Here is a 14,595-nt window from a genome sequence, read left to right as displayed (position 1 = left end):
ACCCGCTGCGCGGCATCTACCGCGAACAACCCACCATCATCGAGATCATCAGGCACACCCCATCATCGCGTGTACCCGGCAATCAGCCGTGCACCCCGATCGGTGTGTTACTGACCCAGGCTCCTAGCCCCAGACTGACGACGCCCTCTCGGGATAGAAGAAGACCGGGTGCCAGCCCTCGGCGATCTCGGCGGTCAGCTCGACATTCTTGGGGCCCAGCGCCGCGATCGATATTGGAATACGTTCGCGCACCGGGTGATTGATGAGCTGAAGGGCCTTACCTAAACCCGTTCCGCGGTCGGCGGGCAATGGCAGCTGGTAATGCTTGCCGTTGTATTGCACCCGTTCCCGCCGCCACACCTGTCGGCAGATCTCCACGATCTCGCGGGTGCGGCCTATCGGCGCGTCGAACTCGACACCGTGAAAACCCTCGATCACCTGAGGCCCGGACGTGCCGATCCCGAGGCGAAATCGACTGTCGGACACGAAATCCAGGCCCGCGGCGGTCATCGCCAGCAGCGACGGCGTGCGGATGTAGATGGGGAACACACCCGACGCCAATTCGACGGTGTTTGTCTTGGCGGCCAGATACCCGAGCTGGCTGACGGCGTCGTAGGAATACGCCTCGGCCACAACGGCGACGTCAATACCCGACTTCTCGAGTTCGACGATGCGGTCGACGGCCTCGTGGAAACCGCGTGAGTGGTCCAGGGCAATGCCGATGCGCATCAACGATGCTTACCACGGATGCGTACCACGGGCGGCAGGCGCCGCGGTTACTTCAGCAGCGCGACGATCTTCTCTTCCGGGGTAACCGGTGGCGCTTCGGGGTCCACCGGGTCCGTCCTGGGGAGCTGCACGTCCGGATCGGCGAAGTCGCGATAGGTCTTGTCGCCGGCGAGCGTGGCGAGCAGATAGCCGGTGATCAGCGCCCGTACGGCTTTTTGCGTGCCGCGGTGCGGGCCGCCCAGCCCCACCACCTGCGTCAGTCGCCGGCCCTCGGCCAGACCTCCGGCTTCGCCTTTCTTGACGATGCGCAGCATGGCCGCATCCCACACCCTGGATAGCGAGAGGGCGTTGGAATTCAACGTCTTGGGATCTCCGGGCGTGGTCAGGATCAAACCCGGGACCTTCAGCGTCGCGGCGGGTTGCTCGGCCGGGGGACTGGTGAACGTCGGGAAGATCGCCGCCACCGACTTGGCCGGTCCGCCGGCCGCGCCTGCCATGCCGGCCGCGGCGAACACCGCGGCCGAGCCGCCGAAGCCATGGCCCACCACGCCGAGCTTGGCGGGGTGCACGCTGATCTTGCCGGGCCCGAGGCGCACACCCGCCACGATGTCCAGCGCGGTACCGAGGTCAAAGGCCAGGTTGAGTACCGAAGGTGCCAGGCCGCGCTGGGTGTCGGGCGCGCCGGCCACGATGCCCCACGACGCCAGATGCTCCAGCAGACCCGAATAGCGGTCGGTGCCGGTGAGCCAGTCGTGACCGAAGGCGACGGCCGGCAGGTTCAGCCCCGCTTCCGGGGTGTAGACCACCCCGGGCAAGCCGGCAAAGGCCAGGTCACCACGCAAAACCCGGTGCGGACCACGGCGGGTGAGGGCGGCGACGAGCTTGCGGATGCGGGCCACCCGTCGACGTTAGCGCACCTCAATCAGACCCACGCGCCACAGCGCCGCGTACATGTGGCGCAGCGGGATGCTCAGCAAGCGAGTGGCCGCATCCACCATGGGATCGCCCCCGGTGTAGATCGGCGCTCGACGAACCCGCGTTGTGGCGCGCTGCGGCTCGGGCGCTAGGACCAGCCGGGCGGCGGGCGGGGTGGCGGTCACTACATCGATATCGTCTAACAGAACAGCGGTCATGATTCCCTCCTGGAAGATGGCACCGGCCGGATCAAAAACTCTTGGCATCTAATCGGCTAAAAAGCGTCGAGAATTAACATTTACTGGATGTATTTGCGGGCAATGGTGATTTCGTATTACGCCAATCTGCGACGCAACCCCCCGTGCGGTTATCCGGTAGCTTGGCTATCGGCGTTGATGTCTGCTGAATAGGTTGATGACAAAGGACAGTCGTGCGGTTGTGTAGCGACGAACATTCGGGCTAAATCGTTGGACTGCAACACAATTTGTCCGTTTCGGCTGCTCCAGAACCCGATAGGGTCGCGATCACGCGGGCGTCAACACCGTCTTCCTTTCCGCTGGCTCCGTTGCGGTCGTCGCCCCAGCGGGTCTGCCAATTCGGCGTTAGCCGTTTTCGCAGTTCGCCTGAGCGCCTCGATGGTTGCCAGCATTGCCTACATTCCGAGAGTAAGTCCGCACGTTGCTGGGGCAATGACGAAATCGAAAACGTCACAAAGACATCAGGTGAAAAGGACGTCTATTTAATAGGAAGTTGACATGAATTGAAATGGAACCGGGCGTGTCATCTGACCGTCATCTGTCCGGGGTAGCCTGACCCGGTCTCGCTCGCTTCGCGCCGGCCGCGTGCGCATTACCGCAGGTCAGCGGCGTGCAAGCCGCCCGGGCGGGTCGCTTGCACTACCCTGATCAGAATGTGCGGAATTGTCGGCTACGTCGGGCGGGGCGCCGCCTGCGAGGTCGTCATGGACTCGCTGCGGCGGATGGAGTACCGCGGCTACGACTCGTCGGGTCTCGCCCTGGTCGACGGTGATGGCAAACTCACTGTCTGTCGCCGTGCCGGCCGGCTGGCCAACCTCGAGGGCGCCGTGGCTGAGATGGCTGAGATGTCCAAGGATTCACTGCGCGGCAGCACCGGCCTGGGCCACACCCGCTGGGCGACTCACGGCCGCCCCACCGACCGCAACGCGCACCCGCACCGCGACGCGACCGGCAAGATTGCCGTCGTCCATAACGGCATCATCGAGAACTTCGCGACCCTGCGCCATGAGCTGGAGACGGCCGGTGTGGAATTCACCAGCGACACCGACACCGAGGTCGCGGTGCACCTGGTGGCCCAGGCCTATCACCACGGCGAAACGGCCGGTGACTTCCCCGGCTCCGTGCTCGCCGTGCTGCGCCGGTTGGAGGGCCACTTCACCCTGGTGTTCGCCAACGCCGACGAGCCCGGCACCATCGTCGCCGCCCGGCGGTCCACGCCGCTCGTGGTGGGGATCGGCGACGGCGAGATGTTCGTCGGCTCCGACGTGGCAGCGTTCATCGAACACACCCGTCGCGCAGTCGAACTAGGCCAGGACCAGGCCGTGGTGATCACTGCGGACGGTTACCGGATCACCGATTTCCACGGCAACGACGATGTCGAGTTCCGCGAGTTTCACATCGACTGGGACCTGGCCGCCGCCGAAAAAGGCGGATACGAGTACTTCATGCTCAAGGAGATTGCCGAGCAGCCCGTCGCGGTGGCCGACACGCTGCTCGGCCATTTCGTCGACGGCCGGATCGTGCTGGACGAACAGCGGCTATCCGAACAGGAATTGCGCGAGATCGACAAGGTATTCGTGGTCGCCTGCGGCACCGCCTACCATTCCGGGTTGCTCGCGAAATACGCGATCGAGCACTGGACGCGGCTGCCGGTGGAAGTGGAGCTCGCCAGCGAATTTCGCTATCGGGACCCCGTGCTGGACCGCAGCACCCTGGTGGTGGCCATCTCGCAGTCCGGTGAAACCGCGGACACTTTGGAAGCGGTCCGGCACGCCAAGGAGCAGAAGGCCAAGGTGCTGGCGATCTGCAACACCAACGGCTCCCAGATCCCGCGCGAGTGCGATGCGGTGCTTTATACCCGCGCCGGCCCGGAGATCGGCGTGGCCTCGACGAAAACCTTCCTGGCCCAGGTAGCCGCCAACTACCTGCTGGGCCTGGCGCTGGCTCAGGCCCGCGGCACCAAGTACCCCGACGAGGTGGAACGCGAATACCGGGAGCTGGAAGCGATGCCGGATCTGGTGGCCCGGGTGATCGCGGGGATCCAGCCGGTGGCCGACCTGGCCTACCGGTTCGCCCAGTCGACGTGCGTGCTGTTCCTCGGGCGCCACGTCGGCTACCCGGTGGCGCTGGAAGGCGCGCTGAAACTCAAGGAATTGGCCTACATGCACGCCGAGGGGTTTGCCGCCGGCGAGCTCAAGCACGGTCCGATCGCGCTGATCGAAGACGGCCTGCCGGTCATCGTCGTCATGCCGTCCCCGAAGGGGTCGGCCACGCTGCACGCCAAGCTGCTGTCCAATATCCGGGAGATCCAGAGCCGCGGCGCGGTGACCATCGTGATCGCCGAGGAGGGCGACGACACCGTGCGTCCCTACGCCGATCACCTGATCGAAATCCCCGCGGTGTCAACACTTTTGCAGCCCTTGTTGTCGACCATCCCGCTTCAGGTGTTCGCCGCGTCGGTGGCGCAGGCCCGCGGTTACGACGTCGACAAGCCACGCAACCTGGCCAAGTCCGTCACCGTCGAGTAGCTGTCGGTGGTCGCGGCACGACTTCGAGGCCCGGCGGTCGCGGCGTGGCACTTTGTCATCAGCGCGCCGCTGACGTACTCCTGGCTGGCCGTGTTGCTGGTCACGACGATAATTCAGCACAATCTCACCAAGCGGGAGCTGCACACGGTGGTCCTTCACGGCTCCACCAACATCCGCCACCTGCTCAGGGATCCGCTGCAAGTGCTGATCGACAGTTTGCTGTGGATCGACGGCCGATACTGGGCCCCGTACCTTGTGCTTTTCACGCTCTTTCTCGCGCCCGCCGAGCGATGGCTCGGCCAATTACGTTGGATAGCAGTGGGATTGACCGCGCACGTCGGCGCTACGTATGTCAGCGAGGGTCTGCTCATGCTGGCGATCCATTATCATCAAGCGCCCCATAAGCTCGTGAAGGCGACCGACATCGGGGTCAGCTACTTCCTCGTCGGGCTGGTGGCGGTGCTCTCGTATCACATCGCGTGGCCGTGGCGCTGGGGCTATCTCGGGATACTGCTGCTCATCTTCGGTTTTCCCCTCGCGCGGATAGACCTCAATGACCCGAACTTCACCGCGATCGGCCATTTCGCGTCGATTCTCATCGGCTTGTGCTTCTACCCGATGGCGCGAGAGCGCAGGCGTCCGCCTTTGAGGCCAGCATTGAACCCGGCGAAACTCAGCACCGCTTTCCGCCGCGTGGGATCCCGCGAGGCGGGTACCTGACAGGGGTGTCGAACAAGTCGCTTCGGTGCCTGGTCAATTAACGCGACGGTAATTGCGGGCCCATACGGGTTGAGCTTGAACGCATGGCTGTACCGGCCGGCGTCGGGACGAGGAGCCGGGGGAGCGGTCGTGTACCTACATGGTGGGCCGGAAGGCCAGGCCCGGCCCGGCTACAGCGAAATCTTCGCGCGGCTGGTCGACGACGGGATCGAGCGCTGCGCCGGGCCGGTCGCGACGTCCGCTACCTGCTCTTCAGCGACGACGGACACGGGATCGTCAAGCGCGAGAATCGTGCGGCGCTGGCCACGGCAATGAGTGAATGGTTGCGCAAGGCGTTCGCCGCTGTGTAGAGCGAGCATGGCATGGAATGCTGGCTTTGATGCGGCATTACTACTCCGTAGACGCGATCCGCGACGCAGAAGCGCCGCTGCTGGCCAGCCTGCCCGACGGTGCGCTGATGAGACGCGCAGCCTTCGGGCTGGCCACCGAGATCCTCCGCGAGCTGACCCAGCGCACGGGCGGGGTGGCCGGCCGGCGGGTGTGCGCGGTCGTCGGCTCGGGCGACAACGGCGGTGACGCGCTGTGGGCGGCGACCTTCGTGCGCCGTCGCGGCGCGGCCGCCGACGCGGTGCTGCTCAACCCGGACCACACGCATCGCAAGGCGCTGACGGCGTTCACCAAAGCCGGCGGTCGCATCGTCAAAAGCGTCTTGGCGGCAACCGATCTCGTCATCGACGGGGTGGTGGGCATCTCCGGGTCAGGCCCGCTGCGGCCGGCGGCGGCCGAGGCGTTCACCGGCGCGGACACAGCCGGGATTCCGGTGGTCGCGGTCGACATCCCCAGTGGCGTCGACGTGGCGACCGGCGCGATCACCGGCCCGGCAGTGCACGCCGCGCTGACCGTCACCTTCGGCGGGCTCAAGCCCGTGCACGCGCTGGCCGACTGCGGCCGCGTCAGGCTGGTCGATATCGGGCTCGACCTGCCCGAGACTGACGTGCTGGGTTTCGAAGCCGGCGATGTGGCCGCGCGCTGGCCGGTGCCCGGCCCGCGCGACGACAAATACACCCAGGGCGTGACCGGCGTGCTGGCCGGCTCGTCGACGTATCCGGGCGCGGCGGTGCTGTGCACCGGTGCCGCCGTCGCGACGCACTCGGGCATGGTTCGCTACGCCGGCGGCGCGCATGGCGAGGTGCTCGCGCGTTGGCCGGAGGTCATCGCCGCGCCCACCCCGGCTTCGGCCGGGCGCGTGCAGGCGTGGGTCGTCGGACCGGGGCTGGGCACCGACGAGACTGGGGCGTCGGCGCTGTGGTTCGCACTGGAAACCGACCTGCCCGTACTGGTCGACGCCGATGGGCTGACCATGCTGGCGGCTCATCCCGAGCTGGTGGTCAACCGCACCGCGCCGACCGTGCTGACTCCGCACGCCGGCGAGTTCGCCCGGCTGGCCGGGGCCCCGCCCGGGGACGACCGTGTCGGTGCGTGCCGCAAGCTGGCCGACGCGTTCGGCGCCACCGTCCTCCTCAAGGGCAACGTCACCGTCATCGCCGACCCGGGCGGTCCGGTCTACCTGAACCCGGCCGGGCAGTCCTGGGCGGCCACCGCCGGGTCCGGCGACGTGCTGTCCGGGATGATCGGCGCCCTGCTGGCCTCGGGCCTGCCGGCCATCGAGGCGGCCGCGGCCGGGGCATTCGTGCACGCACACGCGGCGGCGTTGTCGGCCGCGGACCCGGGTCCCGGCGAGGCGCCGACGTCGGCGTCCCGGATTTTGCACCACATCAGGGCGGCTCTGGCCTCCCTCTAGCCGCCCTGTAGCTCTAAGCCGTCAAACGAAAGGATCCATCGTGACCCTCAGCCATCCGTCCGTGCCCGCGCACTCCATCGCGCCCGCCTATACCGGCCGCATGTTCACCACCCCGGTGCCGGCGCTGCGGCTGCCCGAGGAATCGATGGATCCAGAGACCGCCTACCGCTTCATCCACGACGAGCTGATGCTGGACGGCAGTTCCCGGCTGAACCTGGCCACCTTCGTCACCACCTGGATGGATCCCGAAGCCGGAAAGCTGATGGCCGAGACGTTCGACAAGAACATGATCGACAAAGACGAATATCCGGCGACCGCGGCCATCGAGCAGCGCTGCGTATGCATGGTTGCTGACCTCTTTCACGCCGATCACCTGCGCGATGACGATCCGTCCAGCGCCATCGGTGTGTCCACCATCGGCTCCAGCGAGGCGGTCATGCTGGGCGGGCTGGCCATGAAATGGCGCTGGCGGGCAAAGGTCGGCTCGGGAAAAAGGGGGGGCTGGGAGGGCCGCACCCCCAATCTGGTGATGGGTTCCAACGTCCAGGTCGTTTGGGAGAAGTTCTGCCGCTACTTCGATGTCGAACCGCGCTATCTGCCGATGGAGGAGGGGCGCTACGTCATCACCCCGGAGCAGGTCATCGACGCCGTCGACGAGGACACCATCGGCGTGGTGGCAATCCTGGGCACCACCTATACCGGTGAGCTGGAACCCGTCGCCGAGATCTGCGCGGCGCTGGACAAACTGGCATCCGGCGGTGGTGTAGACGTCCCGGTGCACGTCGACGCCGCCAGCGGGGGCTTCGTGGTGCCCTTCCTGTACCCCGAGCTGAAGTGGGACTTCCGGTTGCCGCGGGTGGTGTCGATCAACGTCAGCGGCCACAAGTACGGGCTGACCTATCCCGGTGTCGGATTCGTCGTCTGGCGCAGCAAGGAGTATCTGCCCGATGACCTGGTCTTCCGGGTCAACTACCTGGGTGGTGACATGCCGACCTTCACGCTGAACTTCTCCCGCGCCGGCAACCAGGTGGTCGGCCAGTACTACAACTTCCTGCGACTGGGCCGCGAGGGCTACACGCAGGTCATGCAGTCGCTGTCGTCGACCGCGCGGTGGCTGGGCGAGCAGCTGCGCGTCGGCGACCACTGCGAGCTGATCTCGGACGGTTCGGCGATCCCGGTGATCAGCTTTCGGCTCGCCAAGGACCGCGGGTACACCGAGTTCGACCTTTCCCATGAGCTGAGGGGTTACGGCTGGCAGGTGCCTGCCTACACGATGCCCGACAACGCCACCAATATCTCGGTGCTGCGCATCGTGGTGCGCGAGGGACTCTCCGCCGACCTTGCCCGGGCCCTGCACGACGATGCCCGCACCGCGCTGGCCTCGCTGGACAAGCTCAAGCCTCGCGGGCACTACCGCGCGGCGCACTTTGCGCACTAGGCTGGGCGCCTTGTCACATCCGTCACACTGGTCTCTGGCGGGAAGGGTGCTCGTTGTGCCCGCCTCGGAGCGACAATCCTGGGCACGTTGGCCATTTGTCGCTCGAAGGCGGGCAAATTGTGTGCCGGTCGGCACAGAGACTCGTGTGACAGGTGAGACTGAGGCGCGCTCGTTCCCGAACGGTTCTGGGAGAATGTCGGCAGCGAACTGACCAAGATTAGAGCAGATTAGTGGGAGTAAGACTTCGTTGGCTGTTACGCCGATGTCCCTGAGGCCGGGCGTCCTCGCCGAGGCGGTGGTCGACCTGGGTGCCGTTGAGCACAACGTGCGCGTGCTGTGCGAGCACGCCGGCCGCGCGCAGGTGATGGCCGTCGTCAAGGCCGACGGCTATGGTCACGGGGCCACCCGGGTCGCCCGCGCCGCGTTGGCCGCCGGTGCGGCCGAACTGGGGGTCGCCACCGTCGACGAGGCGCTCGCATTGCGCGCCGACGGCATCACCGCGCCGGTGCTGGCCTGGCTCCATCCGCCCGGCGCCGACTTCGCGCCCGCGCTGCCGGCGGACGTGCAGATCGCGGTGTCCTCGGTGCGTCAGCTCGACGAGCTGCTGGACGCGGTACGCCGGACCGGGCGGACCGCGACGGTGACCGTCAAGGTCGACACCGGGCTGAACCGCAATGGCGTGGCCCCCGCGCAGTACCCGGCGATGCTGACCGCGCTGCGCCAGGCCGTCGCCGAGGATGCGATCCGGCTGCGTGGGCTGATGTCGCACTTGGTCTACGCCGACCAACCTGACAACCCCATCAATGACGTTCAGGCCCAGCGATTTTCCGAGATGCTGACCCACGCGCGTGACCAGGGGGTACGGTTCGAGGTGGCGCACCTGGCCAACTCGTCGGCCACGATGTCGCGTCCCGACCTCGCCTTCGACCTGGTGCGGCCCGGTATCGCGGTGTACGGTCTGAGCCCGGTGCCGCAGCTCGGTGACATGGGGCTGATACCGGCGATGACGGTGAAATGCGTTGTAGCACTCGTCAAATCGATTCGAGCTGGCGAGAGCGTCTCGTATGGGCATACCTGGACGGCGCAGCGCGACACCACTCTGGCGCTGCTGCCGATCGGTTACGCGGACGGCGTGTTCCGGTCGCTGGGCGGGCGCCTGGAGGTGCTGATCAACGGCAGGCGGCGCGTAGGCGTCGGGCGGATCTGCATGGACCAATTCGTCGTCGATTTGGGTCCCGGGCAACTCGATGTCGCCGAAGGCGACGAGGCGATCCTGTTCGGGCCAGGCACCGGCGGCGAGCCCACCGCGCAGGACTGGGCGGATCTGCTCGGCACCATCCACTACGAAGTGGTCACCAGCCCGCGGGGCCGCATTACCAGAACCTACCGCGAGGCCGAAGGGCCTGAGCGACCTTGAGTGATGAAGAAACCCGCAAGCGCAGGGCTTGGCTTGCGGGAGGTGCCGGGCTGACCGCGGTGGCCACCATCGTCGGGGCATCGGCCCGGCGTTTGATGACCGACCGTGCCAACGCGCTCGAAGATCCCTACGCCGATGAGGATTTCGACGAGGTGGACGTCGAGCGCAGCTACGTGGTGACGGCGCCCGATGGGGTCCCACTGGTGGTGCGCGAGGACGGCCCGAAAGACGCCCCGCTGACCATGGTCTTCGTCCATGGATTCTGTCTGCGCATGGGCGCCTTCCACTTTCAGCGTCGGCGCCTTGCCGAGCAATGGGGACCTGACGTGCGGATGGCCTTCTACGACCAGCGCGGCCACGGCGAGTCCGACGAGGCCGACCCCGAGACCTACACGCTGACTCAACTCGGCCAGGACTTGGAGGCCGTGCTGCAGACGGTCGCGCCGCGCGGGGCGATCGTATTGGTTGGCCATTCGATGGGCGGCATGACCGTGTTGTCGCATGCCCGGCAGTTCCCCGAGCAGTACGGCCGCCGGATTGTCGGTGCGGCATTGATTTCCTCTGCCGCCGAAGGGGTGACCCGGTCCCCGCTGGGTGAGATACTGAAAAACCCTGCACTGGAAGCGGTCCGGTTCACTGCCCGGTCGGCGCCCAAGCTGATGCACCGCGGCCGCACCGTGTCGCGGTCGCTGATTGCCCCGATCCTGCGCGCCGCCTCCTTCAGTGACCTGCAAGTCAGCCGCAGCCTGGACGCGTTCTCCCAGCGGATGATGAACGACACCCCGATCGCCACCATGGTGGGCTTCCTTCCTGCGCTGGAAGTGCACGACGAAACCGCGGGGCTGTGGACGTTGCTGCGGATCCCGACGCTGATCGCGTGCGGTGACCACGACCTGCTCACCCCGGATGAGTACTCGCGAAAGATGGCGGCCTCGCTGCCGCGATCCGAACTGGTCATCGTCACCGGTGCCAGTCACCTGGCGCTGCTGGACAAGCCCGACGCCATCAATGACGGGCTGATCCGGCTGGTGAACCGGGCCATCCCCAGCAAGATGGCCCAACGCTACCGCCGATTCCGGGAGCGGTTGCGGCGCCATGAGTAGGCGGTCCGCATTGAAGGGCACGGCGACGCTGGAGCGCGTTGAGGACACCGTCGCGCTGGGGGCCCGGCTCGGTGAGGGGCTGCGCGCGGGTGACGTGGTGGTGCTGTCTGGTCCGCTGGGCGCGGGAAAGACGGTGCTGGCCAAGGGGATTGCCGCGGCGATGGACGTCGACGGCCCGGTCACGTCGCCGACCTACGTGCTGGCGCGGGTGCATCCGCCGCGGCGGCCCGGTGCTCCGGCGATGATTCACGTCGACGTCTACCGGCTGTTGGACCACAGCGCCGCCGACCTGCTGGGTGAACTCGACTCGTTGGACCTCGACACCGATCTGCAGGACGCGGTCGTCGTGGTGGAGTGGGGCGAAGGCCTGGCCGAACGCCTCTCCGAACGCCACCTCGACATCCGTCTCGAGCGAATCAGCCACTCCGACACCAGGATCGCGACCTGGGAGTGGGGCTCGTGAGCGTCGTCCTGGCCCTAGACACCGCCACCCCGGCCGTCACCGCGGGGATCGTGCGGCGCGACGATCTCGCGGTCCTCGCCGAGCGGGTCACCGTCGACGCACGGGCACACGCCGAGCGGCTGACGCCCAACGTGCTGGCCGCGCTGGCCGATGCCGAACTGACGATGGCCGATCTCGACGCCGTCGTGGTGGGCTGCGGTCCCGGCCCGTTCACCGGTCTGCGGGCCGGGATGGCGACAGCCGCCGCCTACGGGCATGCGCTGGGCATCCCGGTGCACGGTGTGTGCAGCCTGGACGCGATCGGCGTGCTGACCACCGGCGACACCTTGGTGGTCACCGACGCCCGCCGGCGCGAAATCTATTGGGCCCGATACCAAGACGGGTTCCGCATGCATGGCCCGGGAGTAAACGCGCCCGCCGACGTCGATCCCGGCCCGGCGCGGGTTGTTGCCGGCTCACCCGAGCACGCGGCGCTTTTCGACCTGCCGCGCTGCGAGCCGGTCTACCCGACGCCGGCCGGCCTGGTCGCCGCGGTCCCCGACTGGTCGGAGCGCCCGCTGCCGCTGGTGGCGCTGTACCTGCGCCGGCCCGACGCCAAGCCGTTGGCGGCGCGCTGATGATCGCCTGCAGCGAACCCGTGACCATCGGTGCCTTGACACCCGCCGACGCCGGCCGGTGCGCCGAGCTGGAGGCGCAGCTGTTCGATGGGGACGATCCGTGGCCGGCGCTCGCGTTTGAACGCGAGCTGGCCGCCACCCATAACCACTACGTCGCCGCGCGAACCAGCGGCATGCTGGTCGGTTACGCCGGCATCTCGCGGTTGGGCCGCAAACCGCCTTTCGAATACGAGGTGCACACCATCGGAGTGGACCCGGCATATCAGGGACAAGGCATCGGCCGCAGGATGCTGGCGGAACTGTTGAAGTTCGCCGACGGCGGCGTCGTCCACCTGGAGGTCCGTACCGACAACGAGGCGGCCATCGCGTTGTACCGCAGCATGGGATTCGAGCAGGTCGGCCTGCGCAGGCGCTACTACCGGGTCAGCGGCGCCGACGCCTACACGATGCGCCGGGAGTCGTTATGACCCGCGCCGGCGACGATGCAGAGCGAAGCGATGAGGAGCAGCGGCGCGCATGACCATCGTCTTGGCCATCGAAACCTCTTGCGACGAAACGGGTGTCGGCATCGCGCGCCTAGACTCCGATGGCACCGTAACCATATTGGCCGACGAGGTGGCCTCCAGCGTCGACGAGCACGTCCGGTTCGGCGGCGTGGTCCCCGAGATCGCCTCCCGGGCGCACCTGGAGGCGCTCGGTCCCACCATGCGCCGCGCGCTGGCGGGCGCCGGTCTGGACCGGCCCGGTATCGTCGCGGCCACCATCGGGCCCGGGCTGGCCGGCGCGTTGTTGGTGGGAGTCGCTGCGGCCAAAGCGTATTCGGCTGCGTGGGGCGTGCCGTTCTACGCCGTCAACCACCTGGGCGGGCACCTGGCCGCCGACGTGTACGAACACGGACCGCTACCCGAGTGTGTGGCGCTGCTGGTGTCGGGGGGTCACACCCACCTGCTGCATGTGCGTTCGCTCGGCCAGCCGATCATCGAGCTGGGCAGCACCGTTGACGACGCCGCCGGCGAGGCCTACGACAAGGTGGCGCGGCTGCTGGGCCTGGGCTATCCGGGCGGCAGGGTCCTCGACGACCTGGCGCGCACCGGCGATCGCGACGCGATCGCGTTCCCGCGCGGCATGACCGGCCCGGCCGACGACCCGTATGCCTTCAGCTTCTCCGGGCTCAAGACCGCGGTCGCACGCTACGTGGAGAGTCATCCCGATGCGCCGACCGCCGATGTCGCCGCCGGGTTCCAGGAAGCCGTCGCCGACGTGCTGACCACGAAGGCGGTGCGTGCGGCAACCCGGCTCGGCGTCTCAACTCTGCTGATCGCGGGGGGAGTGGCCGCCAACTCGCGGCTGCGCGAGCTGGCCGCACAGCGCTGCGCGGCGGTGGGCCTGACCCTGCGGATCCCCCGGCCCGGGCTGTGCACCGACAACGGGGCGATGATCGCCGCATTCGCCGCGCATCTGGTGGCCGCGGGCGCTCCGCCGTCGCCGCTGGACGTCGCGAGCGACCCGGGTCTGCCGGTGGTGCGCGGGCAGGTGCCCTGAATGCTGCGTTAGCTGGTCTGTTGGGTGACGATGAGCAGGTTGTTTCCGGTTGCCCAGGCTTGGGTGAAGGTAGCCATGGGGAGCTGCTCGTCGCGGCCGTTGGGGGTGCCGCTGTCGTTGAGGTGGACGATGTCGGCGCGGGTATCGACTCCGGTGACGACGACAGCGTGGTCGGGTTCGGTCCGCTGTCCCTGGCCCGCCGGGTAGTTCCAAATGGTTTCGGCGTTGACCGCGGCGATCACTTTGTGGCCACCGGCCAGGGCCTGCTCCAGTGCCTCCATGGTGTTGCCAGTCGTCAGCTGGGATTGGATGCCGTATTTCTGCAGCAGCACGACCATGTCTTCGGGGGAGGTGCCGTCAAAGCGGTAGATGCCGCCGCGGTGGGCTTCGCTCTTAGTGAACACGCCGCGCAACTCGATGCCGATTTGCAGGGGTTCCCTTCCGGTGAGCTGGCCGACCACGTCGGCGACGGCCATCAGGCCGCAGTCTTCCCCGCGCTGGTAGCGCCAGTAGCGTGCGGCGGCTGCGGGGTTGCCGTACATCTGGCCATTGGGGTCTGCCTGGGCCAATCCGATGTCCACCCCCGCCCCAGCCAAACCGAGGGCGAGCGCGACGATCAGCGTTGCCGCGGTGCGGGCCGGGTTGAGCATGGCAGTGAACACACTGCGATTATCAACGGTCGGCGGATTCTTGGAAGCGATTCGCCACGGCGTGTGCCTGTGGTTTCGCTTCGGCAGGGGGGCGGCCTTGAGTGCTAGCACTCTCGTGTATAGAGTGCTAGGTGGCAATCGGCCAAACCCCTGTGTCGGCACCCGCGACGACGGCGCTCGGGCACGGACGGATGCCGAATCACCTGGTAATTCGGACGGTCCCGGGGCAAGCCCCGGACCGACCGCCAACTCTGGTCGGGGCGAAGGCCCCGAACCCGATCTAACTCATGGAGGGCTCCAATCGTGGCGAAGGTGAACATCAAGCCACTCGAGGACAAGATTCTCGTGCAGGCCAACGAGGCCGAGACCACGACCGCGTCCGGTCTGGTCATTCCTGACACCGCCAAGGAGAAGC

At 67.3% G+C, this 14,595-nt stretch carries 14 protein-coding genes and 2 pseudogenes; 11 read left to right on the top strand and 5 right to left on the bottom strand.

Annotated elements, in window-relative coordinates; genetic code table 11:
- Nucleotides 1-126: 126 nt before the first annotated feature.
- The 3 genes and pseudogenes from ACLP9N_RS08025 to ACLP9N_RS08015 all read right to left on the bottom strand — a co-directional run.
- A pseudogene (locus ACLP9N_RS08025) lies at nucleotides 127-729 on the bottom strand (LLM class flavin-dependent oxidoreductase); the annotation flags it as partial.
- A gap of 47 nt (nucleotides 730-776) precedes the next feature.
- Entirely contained in the window at nucleotides 777-1,628 is an 852-nt protein-coding gene (locus ACLP9N_RS08020) for a dienelactone hydrolase family protein (protein ID WP_442406885.1), read from the bottom strand.
- A gap of 9 nt (nucleotides 1,629-1,637) precedes the next feature.
- The gene (locus tag ACLP9N_RS08015; RefSeq protein ID WP_442406884.1) at nucleotides 1,638-1,862 is read right to left on the bottom strand and encodes an Rv1535 family protein; all 225 of its coding nucleotides are present in this window, start codon (nucleotides 1,860-1,862) and stop codon (nucleotides 1,638-1,640) included.
- A 692-nt stretch (nucleotides 1,863-2,554) separates the two neighbouring features.
- Between ACLP9N_RS08015 and glmS the strand changes: the two genes are divergently transcribed.
- Together glmS and ACLP9N_RS08005 are read left to right on the top strand one after the other, a co-directional pair.
- Nucleotides 2,555-4,429, top strand: coding sequence for a glutamine--fructose-6-phosphate transaminase (isomerizing) (gene glmS, locus ACLP9N_RS08010; protein WP_442406883.1), 1,875 nt, complete (start codon nucleotides 2,555-2,557; stop codon nucleotides 4,427-4,429).
- Nucleotides 4,430-5,149 (top strand): rhomboid-like protein, encoded by a 720-nt coding sequence (locus ACLP9N_RS08005; RefSeq protein WP_442406890.1) that lies wholly within the window; start codon nucleotides 4,430-4,432, stop codon nucleotides 5,147-5,149.
- 170 nt (nucleotides 5,150-5,319) lie between these two features.
- Here the strand turns inward: ACLP9N_RS08005 and ACLP9N_RS08000 are convergent, their stop codons facing one another.
- Nucleotides 5,320-5,508 (bottom strand): hypothetical protein, encoded by a 189-nt coding sequence (locus tag ACLP9N_RS08000; protein ID WP_442406882.1) that lies wholly within the window; start codon nucleotides 5,506-5,508, stop codon nucleotides 5,320-5,322.
- A gap of 20 nt (nucleotides 5,509-5,528) precedes the next feature.
- On the opposite strand from ACLP9N_RS08000, the gene ACLP9N_RS07995 reads away from it, so the two are divergent.
- The 8 genes from ACLP9N_RS07995 (at nucleotide 5,529) to tsaD (ending at nucleotide 13,530) form a co-directional block, all read left to right on the top strand.
- Nucleotides 5,529-6,950, top strand: coding sequence for an NAD(P)H-hydrate dehydratase (locus ACLP9N_RS07995; RefSeq protein ID WP_442406889.1), 1,422 nt, complete (start codon nucleotides 5,529-5,531; stop codon nucleotides 6,948-6,950).
- 40 nt (nucleotides 6,951-6,990) lie between these two features.
- Nucleotides 6,991-8,388 carry a glutamate decarboxylase gene (locus tag ACLP9N_RS07990; RefSeq protein ID WP_442406881.1) on the top strand — a complete coding sequence of 466 codons (1,398 nt, stop codon included), beginning with the start codon at nucleotides 6,991-6,993 and terminating at the stop codon, nucleotides 8,386-8,388.
- 247 nt (nucleotides 8,389-8,635) lie between these two features.
- Nucleotides 8,636-9,805: an alanine racemase gene (gene alr / locus ACLP9N_RS07985; protein ID WP_442406880.1), complete on the top strand. Its 1,170-nt coding sequence runs from the start codon at nucleotides 8,636-8,638 to the stop codon at nucleotides 9,803-9,805.
- A gap of 50 nt (nucleotides 9,806-9,855) precedes the next feature.
- The gene (locus ACLP9N_RS07980) at nucleotides 9,856-10,908 is read left to right on the top strand and encodes an alpha/beta fold hydrolase (RefSeq protein WP_442406888.1); all 1,053 of its coding nucleotides are present in this window, start codon (nucleotides 9,856-9,858) and stop codon (nucleotides 10,906-10,908) included.
- Complete coding sequence (gene tsaE, locus ACLP9N_RS07975) at nucleotides 10,901-11,371, top strand: tRNA (adenosine(37)-N6)-threonylcarbamoyltransferase complex ATPase subunit type 1 TsaE (RefSeq protein ID WP_442406879.1); 471 nt, start codon at nucleotides 10,901-10,903, stop codon at nucleotides 11,369-11,371. The genes ACLP9N_RS07980 and tsaE overlap by 8 nt, the downstream gene beginning before the upstream one ends.
- On the top strand, nucleotides 11,353-11,988 hold the full coding sequence (gene tsaB / locus ACLP9N_RS07970) for a tRNA (adenosine(37)-N6)-threonylcarbamoyltransferase complex dimerization subunit type 1 TsaB (RefSeq protein WP_442406887.1): 636 nt from the start codon (nucleotides 11,353-11,355) through the stop codon (nucleotides 11,986-11,988). Before tsaE ends, tsaB begins: the two co-directional genes overlap by 19 nt.
- Nucleotides 11,988-12,455, top strand: a complete 468-nt coding sequence (rimI, locus tag ACLP9N_RS07965; protein ID WP_442406878.1) for a ribosomal protein S18-alanine N-acetyltransferase — start codon at nucleotides 11,988-11,990, stop codon at nucleotides 12,453-12,455. Before tsaB ends, rimI begins: the two co-directional genes overlap by 1 nt.
- Before the next feature lie 49 nt (nucleotides 12,456-12,504).
- Nucleotides 12,505-13,530, top strand: coding sequence for a tRNA (adenosine(37)-N6)-threonylcarbamoyltransferase complex transferase subunit TsaD (tsaD, locus tag ACLP9N_RS07960; protein ID WP_442406877.1), 1,026 nt, complete (start codon nucleotides 12,505-12,507; stop codon nucleotides 13,528-13,530).
- Nucleotides 13,531-13,538: 8 nt separating this feature from the next.
- Here tsaD and ACLP9N_RS07955 read toward each other — a convergent pair whose 3' ends face one another.
- Nucleotides 13,539-14,180 (bottom strand): C39 family peptidase, encoded by a 642-nt coding sequence (locus tag ACLP9N_RS07955; RefSeq protein WP_442406886.1) that lies wholly within the window; start codon nucleotides 14,178-14,180, stop codon nucleotides 13,539-13,541.
- 303 nt (nucleotides 14,181-14,483) lie between these two features.
- On the opposite strand from ACLP9N_RS07955, the pseudogene ACLP9N_RS07950 reads away from it, so the two are divergent.
- A pseudogene (locus ACLP9N_RS07950) lies at nucleotides 14,484-14,595 on the top strand (co-chaperone GroES); the annotation flags it as partial.

Origin of the sequence: Mycobacterium sp. (assembly GCF_052144515.1) — a bacterium.
Taxonomy (GTDB): domain Bacteria; phylum Actinomycetota; class Actinomycetes; order Mycobacteriales; family Mycobacteriaceae; genus Mycobacterium.
This window is presented reverse-complemented; position numbering and strand designations above follow the sequence as displayed.

Excerpts from the sequence above, each read along its gene's own strand:
- ACLP9N_RS08015 (WP_442406884.1), bottom strand. The coding sequence starts at position 1,862 with ATGACCGCTGTTCTGTTAGACGATATCGATGTAGTGACCGCCACCCCG.
- glmS (WP_442406883.1), top strand. The coding sequence starts at position 2,555 with ATGTGCGGAATTGTCGGCTACGTCGGGCGGGGCGCCGCCTGCGAGGTC.
- ACLP9N_RS08000 (WP_442406882.1), bottom strand. The coding sequence starts at position 5,508 with ATGCTCGCTCTACACAGCGGCGAACGCCTTGCGCAACCATTCACTCAT.
- ACLP9N_RS07995 (WP_442406889.1), top strand. The coding sequence starts at position 5,529 with ATGCGGCATTACTACTCCGTAGACGCGATCCGCGACGCAGAAGCGCCG.
- tsaE (WP_442406879.1), top strand. The coding sequence starts at position 10,901 with ATGAGTAGGCGGTCCGCATTGAAGGGCACGGCGACGCTGGAGCGCGTT.
- rimI (WP_442406878.1), top strand. The coding sequence starts at position 11,988 with ATGATCGCCTGCAGCGAACCCGTGACCATCGGTGCCTTGACACCCGCC.
- tsaD (WP_442406877.1), top strand. The coding sequence starts at position 12,505 with ATGACCATCGTCTTGGCCATCGAAACCTCTTGCGACGAAACGGGTGTC.
- ACLP9N_RS07955 (WP_442406886.1), bottom strand. The coding sequence starts at position 14,180 with ATGCTCAACCCGGCCCGCACCGCGGCAACGCTGATCGTCGCGCTCGCC.